Source organism: Neobacillus sp. MER 74, assembly GCF_023714155.1.
Window position 1 is genome coordinate 97,314 of the sequence record NZ_JAMAUV010000004.1, and the last position, 24,240, is coordinate 121,553.

Here is a 24,240-nt window from a genome sequence, read left to right on the forward strand (position 1 = left end):
GAGGTGAGGGAAGGGTGGTTCTTTCTTACTTTTTAATCATTCAAACGTTAATTTCTATTGCAGTGCAGGGAACACGACCCATTGTTTCTTTATTTGCCGATTCACAAGGTATATCCGTGAGTGTCATTGGAATTTTGGTTTCGGCTTATGCATTTTTTCCAATGCTTTTTGCCGTTAAAGCTGGGAAGTGGCTGGATGCATACGGCGCTCGGCATATGTGTTTGTTAGGAAGTATTGGTTTGTTAGTGTCTGTATTGATTCCGATCATCATCCCGATTGTTCCAACACTTTTTTTTTCGCAATTACTAATGGGTTTTTCGCAAATTTGCTGTCTCATTTCATTGCAAAAAACGGTTGGAAACCTTCCAGGGAACCAGGATAATCTTATTGCTATGTTTAGCCTAACAGGTTCGCTAGGCGAGCTAATCGGGCCCCTCGCAAGCGGGTTTGGGTATGAGTACGTTGGTTTTCGCTTTACGTTCGCCATGGCTGCTGTCATTGTCGGTATCGTCTTAATCAGCTGCTTGCTTGTACCAATTAAATTCTGGAAAAGTGCAGTTGCCTCTAGAATAGAAAAAGCGGGTAATAAAACATCCTCATGGAAAATGCTAAAACATGATAATTTACGGAAAGCACTTATTATCAGCGGATTAGTATTGTATTCAAAAGATCTTTTTGTGGCTTATTTTCCTGTTTTGGGTACTGGAGTCGGAATGAACGCTAGCAGCATCGGCATCGTTTTATCCCTTGTGGCCGCATCATCTATTGGAGTTCGTCTCATACAATTTCGCCTATTGCAAATCTTTGGGCGGGGTAAAATTTTAACCTCCACATTGATAATCAGCGGGCTTTCTTTTATGTTATTGAATGTAAGTGATTTTCCAGTTCTCTACGGACTCATCGCTGTCTTTCTAGGGATTGGGTTAGGATTAGGGCAGCCCCTTAGTCTGGCTTATGCAATGAAGGTAAGTCCGCTAGATAAGCAGGGAGAAGTATTGGGCTTACGGTTGACCTTTAACCGATCTTCCCAGTTCGTCTCGCCCTTTTTCTTTGGGGCAGTGGGAAGAATAGCCGGGGTTTCAGCTATTTTTATGGTATCCGGGATTGTCCTCCTTTTAGGAGCTTTTTTTACTCGATTGCAGAAGGTGGAAAATGGAAATGCACATGATAGTATAAGTGATTTATCTTTTTCATCTAGAGATGAAAAAGAAAGACTAGCGAAAAAAACAAATTAAAACATATCCCAAAATAAATAGGGGAAGTCTTAATTCTTCTAATGTTTGAACTGATGTGAAATTCTTTGAATGGAAAAATTGTTAATAAAAATGCACTACTAGATGTACCAGCAAGGGGTAGCGTCATATAAAAAATCCCAAATTATCACAATTAAAATTGAGAATTTGGGATTTGTCGTTCTTCTATGAGTGAATGATATGTGTGGTGACGGCAGGAAACTAAGTTATGCTTTTACTGGTTGTTCCCGATTTACATCATCGCGGCGACGATCGCCCCAATAGGTAGAGCCATGTTTAAGGTATTCATCGTAGCTCCATTTAATAGGCTCCCAATCAGGCTCGAAGATTAAATAACTATTTGTAAAGATTTCAACACGAAGGCCGCTGCCTGGATCTTTTACATAAATGTACATCGCTTGTGAAATACCATGTTTACCAGGTCCAACAAAGCCAACTTCATTTTCACATAAAATGTCAGCTGCACGTAAAAGGTCTTGAGAGTTATCTAGCCAGTAGGCGATATGGTGCATTTCATTGGGTCCAATTGAATTTATCGTCGTCATCATCGCAACATCGTGTACTAAGTTTGTAACACTCATCCAGCTAGCTACTTGTTCATCATCTGGATTAACGAAGTATTCGCGAAGCTTAAAGCCTAATGTTTCGGTTAAGTAGTTTACTATTCGATTATTATCCATTGAAGTTTGCAAATTGACATGGTCGATGCGTCGTGGTGAAACACCTTTTGCCCAAGATTTATATACTTGATTTTTCAGCACTGATTTACGACCTTCCTCAGCTGCTGGTTTTTCCATATCGTAATAAATTTCAAAGCGGTGCCCACTTGGTAATTCAAAACGAATCGCTTCTCCTTGACCTGCTTCTTCACCATCTTTAATCCAGCGTACATCTGTGCCAGCATCTTCTAAAAGAAGTGCAAAGGTTCCAACATCCTCACGCCGTTTTGCTTTCCATCCGATGTGGTCGATGTAAGACTTTTCTCCAGCTTTGATTGAAAGGGAATGGTGCTCAAAGTCACCCCAGGCACGTAAATAGTGTGTACCATTAACTGCACGTGTTTCCTCTAAACCGATTACTTCTTTAAAGAACCTTAGTGATGTTTCTAAGTCCTCTGTTACTAATGCAACGTGACCTAATTTTGCAATTTCTGGAGCATAAATAAATTTTTCCATAATTTTCACCTCAATTTAAAGAATGTGAACCAGTAGGTTGTAAAACTGGCAACCTATTATCCTTGGATACCTGTTTTGATACCAAATAAATGTCTGCCATAACCGTAAATACCATCTTCGTATAAAGATGTAATATGAGTAGCTATCGCAATTAAGTCACGTGCAAACAATTCAACAGGATGACCTTTCAATAAGGCATGTCCGCCAAGTGTTAATAAACTTTTAACACCAATATTGACGCACTTATCGATAATTGCAGCTCGTATTGCTTTATATCTAGCCCCTTCATATGGACCGCCTTTATCTTGTTCCATCATGACAATGTATTGGTTTAATAAAGCTTTAGCTGATTCCATTTCTATACTTAATTCTGCAAGTACGCGCTGACTTGTAGGAGATTCTTTTTCAACGACACCTGAGAAGCGAATTCGACCTGCTGTATGTTTTTCAAACTCTTGTAATACACGTTCAGCGCCGCCTACCGCCATTGCAGCAAATCCAACATAGAAGCCAGGGTAGAAGGGGGTGTTGTAATATAAATAATCTTGATCGAAATCCTTTTCTGGCGGTTGACTGCACTCAATAATTTTACTAAAACGAAGAATCGATTCAGGTTTTACAAAAACTTTATCAACAATCAGTGTATTACTGCCTGAGCCGCGTAATCCAAGAGAATCCCAGTTTTTCACAACTTCTAAATCAGACACTTTTAAGCAAATACCTACTCGTTCAGGCTTCTCAGAATCGTCAAATTTCATCATCGCTCCAACGCCAACCCAATCACAATAATTGATACCGCTTACAAAGTTGTATTTACCAGAAACATAGTAGCCGCCTTCACACTTTTCTACTTGCCCTATAGGTGCAAAAACATCGGCTACAAAGCCGCCTTGGTTAACGATTTCGTCACGTAACGGCTTTGGTAAATATGACACCCATGCATTGTGCACTGAAAAAAAGTATGTGAGCCAAGCTGCCGATAAATTGTAATAGCCAACTGTGCTGACCATATCGACAAATGTACGCCAATCAAGTTGTGGGTAACCATATTCTTTCGGAAGAATTAAACGATGAATATTTTCGTTCCGAATAATATTTGCAATATTTTCAGATATTGTGGCATTTTGATCGGCTTGTAACGCTTCAAGCTCTGCTGCTTCACCAATTCTTTTCGCTTTTTCGATTATTTCATTAAAAAGCAATTTATTTTCAACAAGTACTGCCATACAATCAGTTCCTTTCAACATGGATTTAAATAATTATTTAACGGTTAAGAGCATTGTTGGTTAGGAGGTAAGACTATGACATTACCCCAACACGTTGAATTGTATGAGGTAGGGCCAAGGGAAGGCTTTCAATCGAAACAAGCAAGATTCCCACAGAGGATAAGATTGCTTTCGTTAATGCATTGAGCCAGACTGGACTCAAAAACATAGAGGTTACATCTTTTGTCAGTCCGAAGTGGGTTCCGCAGATGGCAGATGCGGAAATAGTATTAGCAAAGATTGAGAGAGTGCAAGGGGTGGCTTATCGTGCAGCATATCTGAATTTGAAAGGGCTGGAGCGAGCGCTAGCCAATAACGTTACATTGGACGGAAGTCTTGTTCTATCTGCAAGTGATGCCTTTTCGAGGCGGAATTTGAATAAATCGACCAGTGAAATGCTGAAAGCGTTGCCAGAATGGATTGAAGCCTATCAGGCAGCAGGCATTCCTGTGAAACAGATGGGATTTATGGCATCCTTTGGCTGTAACTTTGAAGGCTACATCTATTTGGATCATTTGCTTAACATCATGGGCAAGGTCATTTCCTTGGCAGAAAGTTATGGAGAACGGATTCAAAAAGTCAAATTAGCTGATACGATGGGCTGGGCCAACCCGGAACAGATTAAACGAACGGTTCGTGCCATTCAGGATAAATGGCCGGAAATTAATATACATTTGCATCTGCATGATACACGCGGACAGGGTCTCGCAAACGTATACGCTGCGCTACAGGAAGGCCTTTGGGAATTCGATACGGCGGTTGCAGGACTAGGAGGATGTCCATTTGCTGCAGTGAAAGGAGCACCAGGAAACATTTCTACAGAGGATGTCGCATTTCTGTGCGAAGAAATGGGCATTGATACCGGACTTAACTTAGAAGCTTTAGTCGAATGCTCCAAGATGGTTGAACAAATTGTGGGCCGAGAGCTTCCTGGGCATCTGTCCAAGGGCGGGGTTCTTCCTGGAATTAGACCACAATCCTGGATGCAGGTACAAGGATCATAAATTAATAGAAAAAAATAATCATAGAACGTGGAGGAATTAAAGATGGATTTTGAATTTTCTGACCTGCAAAATGATATTCGCGCTGGCGTGAGAGAGGTTTGTTCCCGGTTTGATTTAGATTATTGGAGACACTCCCATGAGGAACAAAAGCGTAAATATTTACCGCAAATTGCAAACGGTTCCTTAAGACTGCAGACCTTTGCAGTAACAGAGCCGGATGCTGGTACGGACACAACTAAAATTAAAACATTTGCCGAGAAAAAGGGAGACCGTTACATTATTAACGGCCAAAAAATCTTTATTTCCCGCTTCAATAACACAGACTTGATGCTGCTTCTGGCCCGTACCACACCACTTGACAAAGTAGAAAAGAGAACTCACGGCATCAGCTTGTTCCTGATTGATACCCGTGAAGTTGGAAACGGAATTGAATCAACGAAAATTTCTACTATGCTAGGCGGAGACACGAATCAATTGTTCTTCAACGACCTTGAAGTTCCTGAGGAATGCTTAATTGGTGAAGAAGGAAGAGGACTTTACTGCGTGATGGACGGAATGGTCGCAGAAAGGATTCTTGTATCTGGTTCCGCTCTTGGCAATGGGAAGTGGTTTATTGACCAAGCTGTCAAGTATGCGAATGAGCGTGTTGTATTTAACCGTCCGATCGGCCAAAACCAGGGCATCCAATTCCCGATTGCTCAAGCGTATATGGAGCTTCAAGCTGCGGAGGCACTTATGTATAAAGCTGCAACTAAATTCGATAACAATCTACAGGCGGGTGCAGAAGCAAATATGGCGAAGTACCTTTGCTCTGAGGCTGCGTATCATGCGGCTGAAGCATGTATGCAAACGCACGGCGGCTATGCTGCAGCAAACGAGTATCACATTAACCGCAAGTGGATGCAAGCAAGAATGATGAAGATAGCTCCAATCTCTTCGAATCTGATATTAAGCTATGTAGGTCAGCACGTATTGAAAATGCCAAGATCATATTAAGTAAGAAGAAGTCAGGAAAGGAGAGCGAATGCTGTGAGTATAGTGCAAGAATCTTATGAAATGCTGAAGGTTGAATTTAAGGGTGAAAATAACGAAATTCTGGTTGTCACGCTAAATAGACCTGAAGTAATGAATGCGATGAATACTAAAATGCTTGAGGAAAGGCTAAGGCTTTTCCGTGAGCAGGCCTATAACGAAGAGTTAAGATGCGTTGTTATTACCGGAGCAGGGGAGAGAGCGTTCAGCACCGGAGGCGATTTAAAAGAACGTAACGGAATGAGTGACGGCACGTGGAAACGACAACATCATATCATTGAGGACTTGGTCCTGTTGACTCGGGAATTCCCGGTACCTATCATTGCCGCCGTGGAAGGCTATGCACTTGCTGGAGGATGTGAATTGGCACTTTCGACTGATTTTATCATTGCTTCGGAAACAGCTGTTTTCGGATTGTCGGAAGCATTAAGAGGAATTTTACCTGGTGGCGGAGGGCTGCAAAATCTGGCTCGAGCAATTGGGGTACGCCGTGCCAAAGAGCTTATCTATACAGGACGAAAAATTGATGCAGCATTAGCATACGAATGGGGTATGGTCAACCGAGTCGTTTCCAAAGGAATCGCGCTGGAAACGGCACTGGAATTGGCAGAATTGATTGCAAACACCGCGCCAATGGCAGTAAGAGCAGCAAAAGTCTCGATTAACCAAGGATCCGAAACAGACTACCATACGGCCTACGCTCTGGATATTGCAGCATACAACCAGTTAGTGACATCGGAAGACCGGTTAGAGGGAGTGGCAGCATTTAATGAAAAACGTAGACCAAGATGGAAAAATCAATAATTTCATGACAAGGCTCGCTGCCTTTATTACGGAAACATCCTATCATCAGCTTCCAGAAGAAATGGTGGAATTAGCTAAGAGGGCCATTATTGATACGATGGGAGTAGCTTTAGCAGGATGGAAGGAACCTGCTGTAGAAAGGGCTAAAAAGGTCTATGTCTCGCAGGAGAGCGGGCAGGGCGGTGTCTCCTCTCTTTGGGGGGAGCCTGTGAAAGTTGATTGCGATAAAGCAGCCATCATAAACGGGACGGCTTCCCATGTGTTGGATTATGACGATGCTTCGGTTGGTGTCGTCATCCATCCAAGTGCTCCGATTCTGTCTGCGATAACACCCCTTGCCGAGAAGCTAAAGAGCTCGGGGAAGGAGGTCATTACGGCCTATAGCATCGGCACGGAAGTTATGATCCGCATTGGGCAGGTTATGGGGATACGGCATTACAATCTCGGCTGGCATGCCACCGATACGTTGGGTACGATTGGAGCGGCTGCTGCTTCCTCCTATCTGCTTCATCTCAATGCGGAGCAATGCTCTCATGCCATTGCTATCGCTGCATCGATGACAGGTGGGCTACAGAAGAATTTCGGTTCCATGACCAAGTCGCTGCATGTTGGATTGTCGGCATCACACGGCATTCAGGCGGTAATGCTTGCTAGACAGGGCTTTACAGGGAATCGTGATATTTTTGGAAAACGAGGCTTTTTCATGGCGTTTAGCGGCGGGGCCGATGAGGGGGATCTCCTGTACGCGATGAACCGCATCAGATTCGGAGAGCCTTACGATATGTTAGAGGGGTTATCCGTCAAGAAGTTCCCTTGCTGCTTTGGTACACACCGATTTATCCAAGGGGCGCTTGATCTCAAAGCGGAATATCAGTTGAGTTTGGATGCTGTACAGGCAATTGTGCTTCGGGCACAGCCGAGAAGTCTTTTGCCTTTGGTACATTCACGTCCTGTGACAGGCTTACAGGGAAAGTTTAGTGCCGAATATACCGTCCTTGCAGCGATAGCCGATGGACATGTTAGGTTGAGCAGTTTTGAGGATGAGCAAGTGCAGCGGATGGACATTCAGAAATTGCTGCCTATGGTCAAGGTGATAGAACTGCAGGAAACGGAGGAGGACAAGCGACTCAATCGAAGATTGCCTGTAGAAATAGAAATTAAGACAAAGAACGGTCAAATGTATGCAAAAACGCTTCAACATTCACCGGGTTCCAAAGAATACCCCCTGAGCGAAAAAGAGCACCGAGAGAAGTGGATCAGTTGTTTGAGTTATTACGCCCAGTCCTTCCTTAATTATGGCAGCATGGAGCAAATCGCCCATGAACTATATGATCAAGGTTTACGAATCGACACATTCACATACTTCAGTGATTGGATAAATGAGATACACAACCAATTGAATGATTATAAACAAAAACAAATGATTTGATTTCAATGGATGAATCAAATGGAAGGAGTATCAAAATGAAAATTGCATTGTTCAATGAAAATCGCGTTGGTGTTGTCGATGGCAGCAGTGTGATCGATATTACTGAATTAACATCTTGGAGTAACGAGGAACCGCAAGCTTCCCTAGTCAAACTGATGGGAGAATTCGATGTTTTGAAACCCAAAATTAAAGCTGGCATAGCTTCTTGTCCTGTATATCAAGTATCGGACGTGTCATTACGTGCCCCTGTCCCAAATCCGAGCAAAATCGTAGCAGCTCCTATCAATTATATCCTGCACAAACAAGAGATGAACACCGCTTCAACGGTGGACGGTCTCGAATTTTTCCTTAAATCGCCTTCTTCGATTATTGGACCTGATGAAACGGTGCTGCTGCCGTTCAGAGACCGAAGAGTGGATCATGAAGCGGAAATTGCTTTCGTTGTCGGTAAGGAAGCCAAGGATGTTAAGGCGGAGGATGCGTCTAAGTACATCTTCGGATACCTTGCTTTAATGGACATTACGGTCCGCGGTAAGGAAGATCGACCATGGCGAAAATCCTTTGATACCTTTACTCCAATCGGTCCATGGATTGTGACGGGTGACGAAGTGGAAAATCCTAATCAACTGCAAATGAATCTGTGGGTTAATGATGAAATCAGACAATCTGCCAACACGAGTGATCTCATTTACGATTGCTATAAATTTTTTGAGGCAGCTTCCAGTGTCATGACGCTTCTTCCTGGAGATATTGTTACGACTGGAACACCGGAAGGAGTTGCTCCAATTACTAAAGGTGATATTGTTCGAATTCACATCGAAAGAATCGGTGAATTTTCTGTACAGGTCGACTTCAAGCCGGGAATATGACCAAATTATTTGTTTGTTTAAATTAATACTATTTGATTCGAGTATGTGACTACTTAAATGATTTTATTGTTACTGTACGTTATTACGAAAGTGGGGAAGTAATATGTCTGAACATAAATCAAAACAACAATGGACACCAGAATTGTTGGAATTCCACCAAGAGCTTAAGGATAAGAATATGGGTCCTTTATGGGCTTCCGTATTCAGCTCACATCAGCCTAAGCCGCGAGCTGTTCCGTATTTGTGGAAAAAAAGGCAAATCCTTGAGGCCCTGGATAAAGCCAAGGAGCTACTCGAGGTAGGGACGGGATCCATTGATCGGCGAGCCATTTATTTAATCAATCCAGGTATGAAGCATTTGGAGCCACACGGATGGGGCGGGGCAACGCAAACACTGTATGCTGCCGTTCAAGCGCTTAATCCTGGGGGAATTGCCCCATCACACAGGCATATGACTTCAGCACTGCGGTTTATTATGGAAGGCCAGGGTGCATCCGGCATTGTGAACGGTGTGAAATATCATTTCGAACCGGGGGACTACGTTATTACGCCGGAGTGGTGCTGGCACGATCATGTAAATGAAGGAGACGAAACGGTACTCTGGATGGACTGTTTAGATATCCCATTCACTTCTGCACTGACAAGTTCATTCTTCGAACTGTATCCGCAGGAGCAGCAGCCAGTTGAGTTTCCTGATGATTACGGCACAAAGCGTTATGCGGGAGGGATGGTACGGCCGATTTCGGATCGCAAGCCATCACCTGCACCGCTCGGCCGATACACATGGGATTTGACAAAACAAGCACTGGATGGACAAAGTGAATTAGCTCCAGATCCATTCGACGGATTCGCCGTGGAATATATCAATCCATCCACCGGCAAGGACGCAAATGGAAGAGTTGGCGCCAGAATGCAGAAGCTGCCGATTCAATATAGGGGTAAAGCGCATCGCCATATGCACAGCTCGGTATATCATGTGCACAAGGGAAGCGGGTATACGGTGATGAACGGTGTTCGTTTTGACTGGGAAGCAGGCGACTTCTTCGCACTGCCGGCCTGGACCTGGCATGAGCATGTGAATACATCTGAAATAGAAGAGGCATTTTTATTTTCTACGAACGATCTGCCAATTTTGGAGCCATTTGGCTTTGAACGAGAAGAAGCTTATCCAGAAAATGTCGGTTACCAGGCGATTCTATCAGTTTTTGAGCCTGAACTCTCAGATGTAATAGCGATAGATTAGTAGAAATAATCTAATTTCATATATGGGGTGATTATGGTGGGAGAAGTTAAAGAGGTTATCGTTGTAGGCGGTGGAATAGGGGGTTTAGCTGCTGCTTACGGAATTGCTAAATTAGGAAAAAAAGTAACACTGCTCGAGCAGGCACCACAGTTTGGTGAGGTGGGCGCCGGATTGCAGGTAGGTCCGAACGGCTTACGGGCGCTTGATGCTTTGGGAGTTCTGGATGAAGTCTATAAACTGGCGGTGTTTCCCCGCCGTCATGTGTTCATGGACGCGTTAAGCGGTAAGGAGCTGTCGGCCGTTCAATTTGGAGATTCATTCCGTGATCGTTTCGGATATCCGTACATTGTTATCCATCGTTCTGATTTGCATAGTGTTTTGCTGAAGGCTTGTCAATCGTTAGATAATGTTTCATTTTTAACCAATCATAAATTGGAATCCATTAAAGAATCCGATGATTATGTAGAATTATGTTGTGAAAACGGAGCGGTACTGCAAGCGGAAACAGTCATCGGTGCGGATGGTATCCGTTCAATGGCACGTAAACTAGTAAGTCAAGCAGATCCAGTTATCTCTCAGTATGTGGTCTATCGCTTTACTGTCCCGATGTCTGAAATGACGATTGATATTGATTGGGACGAAAAGTTAACGTGGATTGGACCTGGCATTCACTTGGTACAGTATCCGGTACGTCATAAGAGTGTTATTAACCAAGTAGCGGTATTCAAAAGCTACAAATTTAATGAGAACTCCGATGATTGGGGGACTGTGGAGGAACTCCATCAAATGTTTGGCGATAGCTGTTCGACCATTAAAGAATCACTGAAGTTTGCAGAACGCGGTTTGGTCACAAAGCTGTTTGATATCGAACCACTGGATAAATGGTCAACCAATCGCGTGACGCTCCTGGGAGATAGTGCTCATGCGATGCTGCAATATCTTGCACAAGGGGCATGTCAAGCACTTGAAGATGCAGTTTGTTTAACTGAAAAAATCCGTGCGAACGGTTCAAATATAGCGAAAGCATTGGACGAATACCAACAAGATCGTATGCCAAGAACGGCACAGGTGCAGCGTGGAGCACGGACTTGGGGAGAAATCAAGCATGCAGAAGATTCAGTTACAAGACTTCTGCGTAATACAATCATGCTGAACCGTTCAGAAGACGATTACAACTATTTAGATTGGCTTTACAAAGAGAAAGTGCTTACTACTGTATAATAATAAATAGGCAGGTTCTAATTCAAGTAATTCAAAGGCTATATTCCTTTTTACATTTATGGATATAGCCTTTACGTATACCTTTTTTGAAGAGAAATCATTTGATTTAATATAAATTCAAGGGCGTGATCATACATGAAATTTAATAAATCGAAATGTCCCTTAGAGGGTATCCGTATTCTCGATTTATCAACTGTTATTGCAGCTCCCTATGGTGCTACACTTCTTGGTGATTTTGGGGCAGAAGTTATTAAAATTGAAATGCCCGATGTCGGTGACCCACTGCGTAATCTAGGACCCTATTATAAAGGAGAAGGATTAAGATGGCCTGGTATGGCTCGTAATAAGAAATCAATTACGTTGGATTTACACCAGGAAGAGGGCAAGGAAATACTAAGAAAACTGGTTAGCAAATCTGATATGGTCATTGAAAACTTCAGAACCGGAACATTGGAAAAATGGGGGATTGGCTATGAGGATCTGAGAAAAATCAATCCTGATTTAGTCATGATCAGGGTAACAGGTTATGGACAGACCGGCCCTTATTCACACAAAGCAGGTTTCGGTACACCCGCCACAGCCTTCAGCGGTTTTACGTATTTGCATGGATACCCTGATCGCCCGCCAATCAGTCCTTCTTTTTCCTTAACGGATTATATTACAGGGATTTATGTCGCTTTTGCTGCGGTTACAGCCTTGTATCACAGGGATTGTCAGGAGCAGGGCTCAGGTCAATACGTAGATGTCAGCTTATATGAATCAATGTTTAGAATGATGGAATTTTTGGTTACGGACTATGATCAGACTGGCACCATCAAAGAGAGATCACCGGGATTGAGCGGTCATTCAGCACCTGCAGGGAATTTTCTAACCAAGGATGGACAGTGGGTGATTTTGGTTACGAGCTCCGACAAGACCTTTGAGCGTTTGGCAAAAGCCATGAATCGTGTAGATATGCTGACGGATGAACGCTATCATACCAACTCGGTCCGTTTGACGCGATTTGATGAAGTCAATGGGATTGTTTCCGATTGGGTGAAAACGAAAACAAAGGACGAACTGCAGCATCTCCTAGACGAATGCGGCGTACCGATGAGTCAAATCTACAGTATTAAGGATATTTTTGAAAATCCTCAGTATCAGGCGAGAGAAAATATTGTGGAAGTCGACCATCCGCGTCTAGGGAAAGTTAAGATCCCAGGTGTGGTTCCAAAATTTTCTGAAACACCGGGTTCCATCAGGCAAATTGCTCCGGATTTAGGCGAGCATAATGATGAAATTCTAAAAATACTCTTGGAACTGGACGAAGGAACCATTGCTAGTTTAAAAGAGAAAAAAGTGATATAAAGGAGTGTTCAAACTTGGCGAGTAATAGAGAGATTATAATTACTGAGGTTTGTCCAAGGGACGGGTTTCAAAGCGTCAGTGAATGGATTCCAACGGAAGAAAAAGTCAGAATTATTAATCAACTGATTGATTGCGGCCACAAACAGATTGAGGTTACTTCTTTTGTTCATCCCAAAGCGATTCCGCAATTGAAAGATGCGGATGAAGTGTTGAAAAGAATCAAACGCTCGGAACATGTGAAGCTGAGGGCACTGGTTCCAAATACCCGCGGCTTGGAAAGAGCCATTGTAGCTGGCGTAGACAAGGTGAAGCTGATGCTGTCTGCCTCCGATTCCCATAGCATAAGTAATGCAAACTGCAAGACACTAGAGGCTTTTCAGAAGTTTGAACCGCTAATTGATCTAGCAGAAAAAAACAGCATGAAGGTATCGGGGTCGATCTCTGTTGCGTTTGGATGCCCCTATGAAGGTGAAATTCCAGTTGAACGTCTTGTGATGATATGTGAACGGTACCGTTCCTTAGGAATTAAGGAAGTTTCACTTGCCGATACAACGGGTATGGCAAATCCATTGCGAATTAAAAACAATGTTCGTGAATTAATGAGGAGATTTCCGGACTTCATTTTTTCACTTCATCTTCATAATACAAGAGGCATGGCGTTTGCCAATGCCGTGGCTGGATGGGAGGAAGGCATTGTTCATTTTGACAGCTCCACTGGCGGATTGGGAGGCTGTCCTTATGCACCCGGAGCCAGCGGAAATATAGCTTCTGAGGATTTGATTCACGGATTTGAGGAAATGGGAATTCATACCGGTGTTTCATTAAATAGCGTACTGGAGGCGGCAATGGATATTCAGCGGAGTCTTCCGCAATATGTAGACAGCTTTGTTTTGAAAGCTGGCAAATGTTCGGACTTATCTGCAAGTCCAAAGGCTCAGCAAAAAGTAAAGTTATAGCTAGGGAGAAATGGAGGACTTCGAGTGTTTCAGCAAATGTTAAGTACTGCCAATGGATCGATTACCATTAACAGCCTGCAGTCGTTGGGACAAAGTGGTATTGTGAATATGGATAACTTGCCATATACAACGATGATACTGCTTGAATCGCTCATGCGAAATCAAAGCAGACTCGGACTTACAGAACTGGATTTGATCCGAGTGGCTTCAAGAGGCTCTAATGAATCGGTTGAAATTCCGCTAATGCCCACACGAGTTATTATGCAAGATGCATCGGGTGTTCCGGCTTTAGTCGACTTGGTGTCGCTTCGTCAACGATTGATGGAGGAAGGAATCGATCCAAGTCACGTAAATCCCGTTATTCCCGTTGATTTGGTTATCGATCATTCGGTTCAAGTTGATTACTATTGATCGACATCTGCTTTTTCAAACAATCTTCAAATAGAATATGAACGAAATCAGGAAAGATACAGGTTTTTAAAATGGGCGCAGCAATCCTTCGCAGGCTTTCGCGTCATCCCACCGGCTAATGGCATCATTCATCAAGTTAATTTGGAATGCTTGACCAAAGTCGTACAATTAACGAATCAAGGTGATGAGAGCATCGCTCATCCCGAAATGGTAATCGGTACGGATTCCCATACCACAATGGTAAATGCATTAGGAGTGTTGGGTTGGGGTGTTGGAGGAATCGAAGCAGAAGCAGCCATGCTTGGTATCCCTGTAAGTATATCAGTACCCGACGTGGTAGGGGTCAAAATTACTGGTCAGCTGAAGGAGGGAGTTACGGCGACGGATGTTGCCTTAACGTTAACGGAGATCCTAAGAAAGCACAATGTTGTGGGTAAATTCGTCGAATTTTTTGGTCCCAGCTTGAACAGGCTTTCCCTCCCTGATCGGGCGACCATCTCCAATATGGCGCCAGAATATGGGGCAACTTGCGGATTCTTTCCGGTTGATGAAGAGACATTAAAATTTTTACGTATAACGGGCAAACGGGATGAGGAAGTTGATCTTGTGGAGCGATATTGTAAAAAACAAGGATTATTCCATATACCCGATTCCAGTGGAAATGGAAAAGCGTACTCAGACTTAATAAAGTTTGATTTACAGACTGTGGAAGCAAGTGTTTCGGGTCCAAGTCGACCGCAAGACAGATTGCCGATTTCTGCGGTGAGACAATCGTTTCCCAAGTCCCTTTCACTTAGCTCTAACGGGATGAATAGGAGTACGCAATTGAAGGATGGCTCCATCGTGATTGCTGCTATAACTAGCTGTACGAATACATCAAACCCCTTCAATATGATAGGGGCAGGGCTTTTGGCAAAGAAGGCGGTGGAGTACGGCTTAACCGTACCTAAAACCATTCAAACTTCTTTGGCACCAGGATCAAAGGCAGTAACGGCATATTTGCAAAAAGCAGGATTACTTCCCTATTTGGAAAAGCTGGGATTTTATCATACCGGTTACGGATGTGCAGTATGTGTTGGCAACAGCGGCAAACTGGCTGAAGAAGTAGAAAATGAGATTCAGGAGCAGGGTTTGACGGTTGCTGCCGTATTAAGCGGAAATCGTAATTTTGAAGGACGCATTCATTCCTTAGTAAAAGCAAACTATTTGGTCTCTCCTCCTTTAGTTATCGCCTTTGCTATCGCAGGCACCATGGATATTGATTTGGAGAGAGAACCATTGGGCAGATCTGCCTTGGGTAAAGAGATTTATTTGAAGGATATTTGGCCCAGTTCCGAGGAAATTGCCAGCCTAGTGGATTCTACAATTTCATCCGATTTATATCGTGAAGCCTATGAAAATGTATTTGAAGGGGACGAGAAATGGCAGGGTCTAGCATATGATGATCATCCGATTTTTAGGTGGGATGATCGGTCCACGTACTTTAAAGCATCCCCTTTCTTCAAAGCGGAGATCAAAGAATCCAAGCCAGGAGATATTCACCAAGCGAGAGTCTTGTTAATGCTCGGTGATTCGGTTACAACAGACCATATTTCGCCGGTCGGCAACATTCCTTATGAGAGTACAGCTGGACAATACCTTATTGAGCAAGACGTCGAATCCGCCAACTTCAATTCTTACGGTTCGCGCCGAGGAAATCATGAGGTACTTGTCAGAGGAACTTTTGCCCATCCAAGGCTTAAGAATAAATTAGTAGAAAAAACAGGAGGTACAACTCTCTATGTACCGAGCGGGGAAGAAATGGATGTCTATTCCGCATCCATGGTCTACCAACAGGAAAATACGCAGCTGATTATTTTAGCCGGCAAAGACTATGGAATGGGGAGTGCAAGGGATTGGGCCGCAAAGGGTACCTCCCTCCTTGGCGTCAAAGCAGTTATCGGGGAAAGTTTTGAAAGAATTCACCGAAGTAACTTGGTTATGATGGGGATTGTGCCGCTTCAATTTTTGCCTGGAGAAAACTATGAATCGATGAATCTGGATGGTCTAGAAACGTATTCCATTATAGGATTGAGCGAACCGCTCAGTCCGTTACAAAAGGTGGGAGTGGAAGCCATTAAACCGGATGGCTCAAGGACCCTGTTCCAGACAGTATTGCGCTTGGATACCCGCATGGAGATTGAGCTTTATTCGAAAAAGGGTGTTTTTCAGAGTATCCTAGACCAATGGGTAGAGAGATAGAAAGATTAGCATGGTGTAAAATGAAAAATTAAGGAATTCTTTAGAGACTTGGCTGGCAGCACATGCTTCAATTGGCAGCCAACAATAAATAGGCATAATGAAAAAGCTCCCCAATTAAAATGGAGAGCTTACTTCGTTTTCTTTACTAATTTGTCTTGATAATTGTTTATTAGCTTTTATGAGATCACTAACATAAAGCATTAGTTCAAGCATTAGAAGAAGTATTACTATCCATACGCCTTCGTTTAAGATGGTGTCAATCACAATGGATCCGATCAATAAATGGGTATGGATAAGGGATGTAAAAGTATAAAACATGGCAAAAGTAAACACTCTACTCCATTGTGTAACATCATAAATAAAGATTGCTTTTTTAAAGCCGTAGTGTTTAAACCGTTTAAAAAGCCTGTAAATTTCAATAGATTCTACCATAATGAAAATAAGTAGGGCTGCTCGCCATATCCATCTTATCGTTTCAATACTAACGATGCCGGTGACTAAACAGGCAATCCCTGAAATAGATAAAGCCCCATGTAAAATGCAGTTCGTATTGTTCCAATCCTTTTCAATAGACCAAGGATTTTTTATGTATCTATATAAAATAAAGAAAACACAAACAAGATAAAAACTAAATCCTATGATTAGTAAAGGTAGATTAATGAAATCAGGGCATTCTTTGAAAACAGTGTTAAGTAACAGGACGATTGATTGTGTACTTACAGTAGTAAGAAGAAGTATTCCATGGACATTCGAATATGATTTTGTCCGAGAGATTTCTATAAAAGTTTTTACACTGATCCCAATATAAATCATCCACAGGAAGATATTAATAAAAGCAAGAATAACCGAAATAAATCCCAATTCGATAAATTGTTTATAAAATAAAATGCCACAAATAGATGTGCCAGCAACCCATGTGCCGATCCCAAAACGATTGATCCGATTGGCATAATGGATGTCTTTAAATTTCCCATCCAAACTGGCAATGATCAAAGAAAGAATAAAGGCAAACCAAAGGGATAAGTTAATAATGCTTAGAATTTTTCCAATTATATGTTGGAAGAACTGGATTCCGAAATAGTTTAATAGAACACCTTGCGTAACAATCCCAATTGCCATAACCATAGCCATGGTTGAAGTTCTAATATAAAGTTTTTTAAAAGTGAAAAATAAAATAATACAAACCATGAAGAAAATCAATATCAATAAATAAACCACATTTATCACCATTACCATAGTAGTATCTATCAAGTATACCATCAATCCATCTGGAGGTCTGCACATTTGTTCAGGTTCTAAATATAGGGATTGTGTTGAAATTTATAAGCACCAAAAAACCCAAGTGATCTCACTTGGGTTGGTGATTTTGATCATTAGGAAGATGTGGAACTTTTCTTGGACTAAAGTTAATGAATTCTGAAGAATATAACTCAATGGTTAACTTGTTCCCTAATGTTTTTGCTTGAATTAGAATGGGTTCATGGTATTTATTTTTAAATACAAAATCTGGTCCATTCCAACTAACGGTTGCATCCCTCCCTGGTGGAATATAGGTAACCTTTTTACTGTGTGAAACACGTTGGATAACTTTTAATCCCGCATTATCCACTGCATTAAAAAGGGTAGATGATACTTGGCAAATCCCACCACCAATATCTTCTGAAAATTTTCCTCTATAAATGACTGTTGCAGGCATATAACCTTTTTCTGCTGTTCTTTTACCAACAACTTTATTAAAGGAAAAAATTTCCCCTGGGAAAAGAACAAAATTATTAATGGCTTTTTTGGCAAGATAAATATTATTGGTTCGTTCTTTATTATATCTATTGAAGGATGTTACGTATTCTCCAATTTTTTTATTTCGAATATCCGCTAGTAATTCACTGTCAATTTTAGGATAAATTGTTTGTAAGGGGATCTCTACTTTAGATGATCCATTGTTAAAATAATAAGAATATACTTGTTCTGTAAAGATTTGACGGTTTAATCGGTAACCAACTTTTTCAGATATGATATTCCCGTTATTATCAATAAATGCATTTTTTGGTCTTACAGAAACTTGTTTGTCCATTTCATCCATAAATTTATTAAGATTCTCTGTGTCAATAATAGGTAAACCGGGCAAGTTCATCGAAAAGTCAGGACGATTAACGATTGTGAAAGTTTGCCCATTGTTAGTTGTTAATAAACTGCCTGGTATATTCACCTGTTGAGATAAAATTAATAATCCAAGTAACCAAGTAAAGTTCATCCTGGAATCCCTCCTAACTTTAATATGAGGAGAAAACTACAATTCCATGTATATGAATTTGTACTTTGGTAACGGTGATTTCATAAAAAATTGAGTTTTTTTGTTGACTTTATAAACTGTAAATAATAAAATTACATTAATCTTCTTGAGGAGGAAGCATTGAAGTGAATAGTGATTTTACGATAGCCGTCCATAGTTTAGTCTATCTAGCATATTTACCAGATCACATGGCTAGCAGTGAGTCAATCGCTGCCAATGTTTGTACAAATGCGGCACGGATTCGCAAGATCATGAGCTGTTTGCGCAATCATGGATTTGTTAGGACCAAAGAAGGTATTGGTGGTGGCTATATTCTCGACTGTGACTCACAAGATGTCTCATTGGCAGATATTTATCGTATTGTTTCACGCGGAAGCCTAAAACCAAACTGGTGTACAGGGGACCCTGAGCAAAAATGTGTCATCTCGTCTAATACCCAGGTGGTAATGGACCAGATTTTCAATGATGCTGAATTATATTTTGAAAAATATTTAGAAAATATTACACTTAGTTCTGTTTTAGAAAAAATTAAACATTGTCCATGATTTAGTTTTTTCTATTGGTCATACTGTATATTATTTTATTACAGTATGATGAGATGTTGGTAATAACTTTTTTTAAAAAACTAAACTGTAATTTTTTTTATAACATTTAAGGGGTGTAGATGACAATGGCCGATAATTATCAATTTGAAAATGGGGATTGGATACAGGGTATATCGAGAGGTGGAGAACTGATTCACGGATATGTTGAAACCGTAGACACTACCAAAGGAATGTTACAAATAAATGTGGTTGATAGTGACAATGAAAAAGCGATTGGAAAATCGATTTGGGTCGTAAATAAACAGGCTGAAAAGCTACCCGAGACAACTGATAGAAATGAAAGTGAGCTTTTAGCTTTAATAGACTTGGCTTTACTATTTAAAGATGAGCAGTGGTTTAAGGAATTATCGGCGAAATTAGTATCTACTAAAAAAAATCATGAAGTGCCTATAAAAAAATCTGAATTTCTAATCAGTGGAAACAGAATGAGGAATTTTGATATAAAAAGGTAATTTTAAACCACTCAAAAACCCAAACTATAAGGTGAAGTTATAGAAAGGGTAACAGTATTTTTTCTTATATAACATAAATGAACATACAGGGGGAGTAAAGACATGATGAATGAAAAATATGCACCATTATTTGAGTCATTTACGATAGGAAAGGGGATTCAATTAAAAAACCGAATAGTCATGGCACCGATGACCAATTTCTCATCCAATCCTGACGACACAGTCTCAGATGCGGAAGTCAAGTATTATCAACGACGTTCCAATGGCGTTGGAATGGTCATTACAGCTTGTACTTATGTGACCAGAAATGGTAAAGGATTTCATGGTGAATTTGCTGGAGACCGAGATGAAATGATCCCAAGTTTGAGTCGACTAGCATCAGCCATTAAAGAACAAGGTGCGAAAGCAATTTTGCAAATTTTCCATGGCGGCCGTCAGGTTCCACCTGAATTAGTGGATGGTGACGTGGTAAGTGCTAGTGCAGTTCCTTCAGAAGGGGAAGGAAAACCCGTTCCCCGTGCATTGACTGAAACAGAGGTCGAATCTATTATTCGCGATTTTGGAGAAACCACTCGACGTGCCATTGAAGCAGGTTATGATGGAGTTGAAATACATGGTGCCAATGGATATCTGATTCAGCAATTTTTCTCCCCTCATTCTAATCGTCGGGATGACCGATGGGGCGGCACGCTTGAAAAACGGTTAACTTTTCCGTTGGCGATTGTCGATGAAGTAAAGAGAGTAGTTGCTGAATATGCGAAGGAGCCCTTCTTGGTAGGCTATCGTTTTTCCCCGGAGGAACCTGAAACACCTGGAATCACGATGGCTGACACACTGGCACTAATAGATGCACTTGTAGAAAAAGACCTTGATTATCTTCATGTTTCATTGCTGGATTTCAGGTCAACCCCTAGACGAGGAGTGGAGGATACACGTTCACGTATTGAAATCATTCAGGAACGTGTAGGGAGCCGAGTTCCAGTCATCGGTGTTGGTTCGATTTATACAGCTGATGATGCCTTAAACGCATTGGAAACGGGCGTCCCATTAATCGCATTGGGACGTGAACTGATCATTGATCCTGAGTGGGTGCAAAAAGTGGAACAAGGAAGAGAATCTGAAATTGTCACCAAAATAAACAAGAATCATCAGCACGAACTGGAAGTACCAGATCCCCTGTGGCAGGCAATTGTTCATACGCCAGGATGGTTTCCGGGAGTAGAATAGAACAGTTAAATACTTAAACAAGATGGAAACTCCCTCCGATAAAAGAAGGGAGTTTCCTTTTCATTTTGATTTAACATCACTAAAAATGGAATCCTTATTCCAAGGGTGTCAGGCACTTTATCGAGGATATCCCTTGTATAGATAGACCAGCAATACCAACATGACAATATCTAAACGAGCCCCAAAAGCGAATGGGAGAAGGCCCGTGTGCAGTAGGGGAACCTTTGTTAAAAGAATGGCTGCCATCATAATACCCATTAAAGGTACCACCGCATTTTTTACGGCTTTATTTACCAGTAGTAGAATTCCACAAACTAATTCTATTAAAATAACAAGCTTTAACATCATGTGGGGATAGGGCAGTCCTAAGCCAAGAAAATGATTCGTCACTTCGGTACCCAATAATTTCATAAGTGCTGAGGTAATAAATACATAAGCAACAGTTATTCTAATAACTTTATCAGTATATAAAATAAAAATCCCCCCTTTGTATATCTCTATGCAAGAAGAGGGACAGACCATTACAAAAAACATACATTAACGTCAATCAGGAGCGGTTCCCAAGTTAACGGAAGCTTTGGGAAGCAGTAAGGGACATGGGGTCATACCATGTCCCTGATTTTTCATCTACTCTATAAAACTAAATGATTTTTTGAAGAATTGATCTAGTCTTGCCCTATTCAAAGCAAAAAGCAAATGCACCGATTATGATTAATAAAATAAACAACACTATTATAATGATAAAATTTTCACACCCACGAACATTAATACAGTGTCCTTGAACAGGAGTCGCATAGCCATAATACATCGGAGGCTGGGGAATAACATTAGAGGTATCACTAAATGTTGGGATTGCGTTATTATACATTCAAACACTTCCTTTCGGTTGTAAGGAGAGTAACTAGGCGATTACCCTATATCATATACATAGAGGTAAAATTGGAGCCCGTATTAATAAAAATTTTTAAGCTATGCATGTCATAACCTGTTTTACCATTCATATGTTCCTTCGATGAATTATTCTATAATATTAATTTTATTAAAATAATTTATATTCGAATAACTTTTGCTTTTTTCTGTTTATCATTTGTGTTATATTGATTAAGTGTATTCTATCAATTCTGCAAATGAGAATAATCAGACAAAAAGGGGAGACTGAAATGAAGAAGTTTGGTTTGTTTAGTTTGTTTTTAATCCTTACCATCTTTATCGCTGCGTGTGGAAGTAATGAGACAAAAAGCGGGAACGAGGAAAAGGGTAAGGTATATAAAGTAGGTGTAGATACCACGTATCCTCCATTTGAATTTAAAGAAGGAAACGAATACAAGGGTATTGATATTGAATTAATCAATGCAATTGCAAAAAATCAAGGTTTCAAAATTGAACTTTCTCCGATGGATTTTGGTGGGATCATTCCAGCTATGCAAGCTAATCAGCTAGATGTGGCAATTGCAGGTATGAGTATTACTGAAGAAAGAAAAAAAATAGTAGATTTCTCAACACCATATTTTGATGCAGGGTTAACATTAGTTGTGAAGAAAGATAATTCAACGATTAAATCTATCAATGACCTAAAAGGCAAAAAAGTTGCAGTTAAAAAAGGTACATCTGGTGCAAAATATGCACAAGACAATGCTTCAAAATTAGGAATTTCTGTTGTTCAATTTAATGATAGTCCTGCAATGTTCCAAGAGGTATCTAACGGAAATGCGGATGCACTGATTGAAGATTATCCTGTAATTTCTTATGCAATTGCCCAAAAAGATCTTGGCTTAAAAATCGTAGGTGATCGCTTGAACGGAGATCAATATGGAATTGCTGTTCTAAAAGGAAAAAATTCAGATCTTTTGAAAAAAATCAACGATGGTCTTGCTGAATTAAAGAAAGACGGAACCTATGATAAAATTATCAAAACTTATCTTGGTGAATAATTAATTTATAAGCAATAAGCGCGCTTAATGCGCGCTTTCTTTTTGGAAGGGGATGAAAAGATGGATATTATTTCTGCGGCGTTACCGATGTTATTCAAAGGTCTTCAAGTGACATTATATATATTTGTGATAGCTATTATTCTAGGTTTTATCATTGGTTTACTGGTCGCTTTATTGAGATTGGCACCGAATAAGATCTTAAATTGGATTGCAAAAGTTTATGTGGATGCAATTCGAGGTACGCCATTTATTGTACAATTGTTTTTTATCTATTTCGGCGTGAATTCTCTACAAATAATCTCCTTAAACAGCACGACCGCTGGGATCGTCACTGTTGCCATTAATGCAGGGGCATACTTTGCTGAGATTATCAGAGCAGGAATTCAATCGATAGATAAAGGACAAACAGAAGCGGCAAGATCGATTGGTTTTACAGGGGCACAAACAATGCGATATGTGGTTCTCCCACAAGCATTTAGAAGAATGCTTCCTACTATTACAAATCAGTCCATTATTAGTTTAAAAGATACTTCACTTTTATCTGTTATTGGGATCGCCGACTTAACACAGCAAGGGCAAATTCAAGCTTCGGCAACCTTCGAAGCATTCAAGATCTGGCTGGCTGTTGGTGTCATTTACTTTATCATTATTTATTTATTAACTATCTTAGCTAATTTCATCGAAAGGAGGATTCAGGTTCGATGAGTATAATTAAGGTTAAAAATCTGCAAAAATCGTTTGGTAAGGTAGAGGTTTTAAAGGATATTAATGCAGAGGTACAAGAAAAAGAAGTAGTTTGTGTGATTGGCCCATCGGGTTCAGGAAAAAGTACGTTCCTTCGCTGCTTAAATCGCCTCGAGGAAATATCAGGCGGGGAAGTAGTTATTAACGGACAAGATATCACAGACAACAAGATTAATATCAACAAGGTTAGACAAGAAGTGGGAATGGTTTTCCAGCAATTCAATCTCTTTCCTCATAAAACCGTTTTAGAAAACATCACGATGGGACCTATTAAAATTCGCTCAACCGAAAAATCTGCGGCGGATAAGTTAGCACTTGAACTACTCGAAAAGGTAGGGTTAAGAGAAAAAGCTAATAGTTATCCGGGTGAACTATCCGGGGGGCAAAAACAACGTGTTGCTATCGCTAGGGCACTTGCAATGAATCCAAAAATCATGCTTTTTGATGAGCCGACATCTGCACTTGACCCTGAAATGGTCGGAGATGTATTAGAAGTAATGAAACAGCTGGCTAAAGAAGGGATGACCATGGTGGTTGTTACTCATGAAATGGGCTTTGCTCGTGAAGTGGGAGATCGGGTTATTTTCATGGATGGCGGCTATATAGTGGAAGAAAATGAACCAAATGAGTTATTCAGTAATCCACAGCATGAACGTACCAAGGCGTTCTTAAGTAAAGTGTTATAAACAATCATTTACCTCGTTGTGAGTAGGAAAAAAATACGAGCCATCAAGTACTAGT

At 40.9% G+C, this 24,240-nt stretch carries 22 protein-coding genes and 1 pseudogene; 17 read left to right on the top strand and 6 right to left on the bottom strand.

From position 1 onward, the window contains the following. Nucleotides 1–14: 14 nt before the first annotated feature. Nucleotides 15–1,235, top strand: coding sequence for an MFS transporter (locus M3610_RS09045; RefSeq protein WP_251458557.1), 1,221 nt, complete (start codon nt 15–17; stop codon nt 1,233–1,235). A gap of 224 nt (nt 1,236–1,459) precedes the next feature. On the opposite strand, the gene M3610_RS09050 is transcribed toward M3610_RS09045, so the two are convergent. Both M3610_RS09050 and M3610_RS09055 read right to left on the bottom strand, forming a co-directional pair. Then, nucleotides 1,460–2,428: a VOC family protein gene (locus M3610_RS09050; RefSeq protein WP_251458559.1), complete on the bottom strand. Its 969-nt coding sequence runs from the start codon at nt 2,426–2,428 to the stop codon at nt 1,460–1,462. A gap of 56 nt (nt 2,429–2,484) precedes the next feature. Beyond that, the gene (locus M3610_RS09055) at nt 2,485–3,654 is read right to left on the bottom strand and encodes an acyl-CoA dehydrogenase family protein (protein WP_251458561.1); all 1,170 of its coding nucleotides are present in this window, start codon (nt 3,652–3,654) and stop codon (nt 2,485–2,487) included. A 182-nt stretch (nt 3,655–3,836) separates the two neighbouring features. On the opposite strand from M3610_RS09055, the gene M3610_RS09060 reads away from it, so the two are divergent. From M3610_RS09060 to acnA, 10 genes and pseudogenes are all read left to right on the top strand, one after another. After that, nucleotides 3,837–4,697 (top strand): hydroxymethylglutaryl-CoA lyase, encoded by an 861-nt coding sequence (locus M3610_RS09060; protein ID WP_251458563.1) that lies wholly within the window; start codon nt 3,837–3,839, stop codon nt 4,695–4,697. 42 nt (nt 4,698–4,739) lie between these two features. Further along, the gene (locus M3610_RS09065) at nt 4,740–5,693 is read left to right on the top strand and encodes an acyl-CoA dehydrogenase family protein (protein WP_251458564.1); all 954 of its coding nucleotides are present in this window, start codon (nt 4,740–4,742) and stop codon (nt 5,691–5,693) included. A gap of 33 nt (nt 5,694–5,726) precedes the next feature. Then, on the top strand, nt 5,727–6,533 hold the full coding sequence (locus M3610_RS09070; protein WP_251458567.1) for an enoyl-CoA hydratase/isomerase family protein: 807 nt from the start codon (nt 5,727–5,729) through the stop codon (nt 6,531–6,533). Further along, the gene (locus tag M3610_RS09075; RefSeq protein WP_251458570.1) at nt 6,499–7,962 is read left to right on the top strand and encodes an MmgE/PrpD family protein; all 1,464 of its coding nucleotides are present in this window, start codon (nt 6,499–6,501) and stop codon (nt 7,960–7,962) included. Before M3610_RS09070 ends, M3610_RS09075 begins: the two co-directional genes overlap by 35 nt. 35 nt (nt 7,963–7,997) lie before the next feature. Continuing rightward, nucleotides 7,998–8,831 carry a fumarylacetoacetate hydrolase family protein gene (locus M3610_RS09080; RefSeq protein ID WP_251458573.1) on the top strand — a complete coding sequence of 278 codons (834 nt, stop codon included), beginning with the start codon at nt 7,998–8,000 and terminating at the stop codon, nt 8,829–8,831. Nucleotides 8,832–8,934: 103 nt separating this feature from the next. After that, the gene (locus M3610_RS09085; protein ID WP_251458576.1) at nt 8,935–10,074 is read left to right on the top strand and encodes a cupin domain-containing protein; all 1,140 of its coding nucleotides are present in this window, start codon (nt 8,935–8,937) and stop codon (nt 10,072–10,074) included. A 33-nt stretch (nt 10,075–10,107) separates the two neighbouring features. Beyond that, nucleotides 10,108–11,295, top strand: a complete 1,188-nt coding sequence (locus M3610_RS09090) for an FAD-dependent monooxygenase (RefSeq protein ID WP_251458579.1) — start codon at nt 10,108–10,110, stop codon at nt 11,293–11,295. 135 nt (nt 11,296–11,430) lie between these two features. Next, the gene (locus M3610_RS09095; protein WP_251458582.1) at nt 11,431–12,642 is read left to right on the top strand and encodes a CaiB/BaiF CoA transferase family protein; all 1,212 of its coding nucleotides are present in this window, start codon (nt 11,431–11,433) and stop codon (nt 12,640–12,642) included. A gap of 14 nt (nt 12,643–12,656) precedes the next feature. Next, entirely contained in the window at nt 12,657–13,598 is a 942-nt protein-coding gene (locus M3610_RS09100; protein ID WP_251458584.1) for a hydroxymethylglutaryl-CoA lyase, read from the top strand. 153 nt (nt 13,599–13,751) lie between these two features. Further along, nucleotides 13,752–16,250 (top strand): annotated as a pseudogene (acnA, locus tag M3610_RS09105) (aconitate hydratase AcnA). Nucleotides 16,251–16,364: 114 nt separating this feature from the next. Here the strand turns inward: acnA and M3610_RS09110 are convergent. Both M3610_RS09110 and M3610_RS09115 read right to left on the bottom strand, forming a co-directional pair. Next, a complete protein-coding gene (locus M3610_RS09110) occupies nt 16,365–17,510 on the bottom strand; it encodes an SLAC1 family transporter (RefSeq protein ID WP_251458587.1) in 1,146 nt (381 codons plus the stop codon). A gap of 88 nt (nt 17,511–17,598) precedes the next feature. After that, nucleotides 17,599–18,501: a VanW family protein gene (locus tag M3610_RS09115; RefSeq protein ID WP_251458589.1), complete on the bottom strand. Its 903-nt coding sequence runs from the start codon at nt 18,499–18,501 to the stop codon at nt 17,599–17,601. Nucleotides 18,502–18,665: 164 nt separating this feature from the next. Here M3610_RS09115 and M3610_RS09120 point away from each other — a divergent pair, with 164 nt between their 5' ends. The 3 genes from M3610_RS09120 to M3610_RS09130 all read left to right on the top strand — a co-directional run bounded on the left by M3610_RS09120 (nt 18,666) and on the right by M3610_RS09130 (nt 20,824). Beyond that, nucleotides 18,666–19,085, top strand: coding sequence for an RrF2 family transcriptional regulator (locus M3610_RS09120; RefSeq protein WP_098571843.1), 420 nt, complete (start codon nt 18,666–18,668; stop codon nt 19,083–19,085). 119 nt (nt 19,086–19,204) lie between these two features. Continuing rightward, a complete protein-coding gene (locus M3610_RS09125; protein WP_251458592.1) occupies nt 19,205–19,597 on the top strand; it encodes an IDEAL domain-containing protein in 393 nt (130 codons plus the stop codon). Between the two features lie 102 nt (nt 19,598–19,699). After that, nucleotides 19,700–20,824: an NADH-dependent flavin oxidoreductase gene (locus tag M3610_RS09130; protein ID WP_251458595.1), complete on the top strand. Its 1,125-nt coding sequence runs from the start codon at nt 19,700–19,702 to the stop codon at nt 20,822–20,824. 117 nt (nt 20,825–20,941) lie between these two features. On the opposite strand, the gene M3610_RS09135 is transcribed toward M3610_RS09130, so the two are convergent. Together M3610_RS09135 and M3610_RS09140 are read right to left on the bottom strand one after the other, a co-directional pair. Beyond that, the gene (locus M3610_RS09135; protein WP_396953640.1) at nt 20,942–21,358 is read right to left on the bottom strand and encodes a DoxX family protein; all 417 of its coding nucleotides are present in this window, start codon (nt 21,356–21,358) and stop codon (nt 20,942–20,944) included. Nucleotides 21,359–21,500: 142 nt separating this feature from the next. Next, a complete protein-coding gene (locus tag M3610_RS09140) occupies nt 21,501–21,692 on the bottom strand; it encodes a YjcZ family sporulation protein (RefSeq protein WP_311315820.1) in 192 nt (63 codons plus the stop codon). A gap of 292 nt (nt 21,693–21,984) precedes the next feature. Here M3610_RS09140 and M3610_RS09145 point away from each other — a divergent pair, with 292 nt between their 5' ends. Genes M3610_RS09145 through M3610_RS09155 form a run of 3 tightly spaced genes read left to right on the top strand, consistent with a single transcriptional unit; the run spans nt 21,985 to nt 24,185 of the window. After that, nucleotides 21,985–22,755 carry a transporter substrate-binding domain-containing protein gene (locus M3610_RS09145; RefSeq protein WP_251458598.1) on the top strand — a complete coding sequence of 257 codons (771 nt, stop codon included), beginning with the start codon at nt 21,985–21,987 and terminating at the stop codon, nt 22,753–22,755. Nucleotides 22,756–22,815: 60 nt separating this feature from the next. Beyond that, nucleotides 22,816–23,460, top strand: a complete 645-nt coding sequence (locus M3610_RS09150) for an amino acid ABC transporter permease (protein WP_251458601.1) — start codon at nt 22,816–22,818, stop codon at nt 23,458–23,460. Beyond that, a complete protein-coding gene (locus tag M3610_RS09155) occupies nt 23,457–24,185 on the top strand; it encodes an amino acid ABC transporter ATP-binding protein (RefSeq protein WP_098571847.1) in 729 nt (242 codons plus the stop codon). The genes M3610_RS09150 and M3610_RS09155 overlap by 4 nt, the downstream gene beginning before the upstream one ends. Nucleotides 24,186–24,240: the final 55 nt, after the last annotated feature.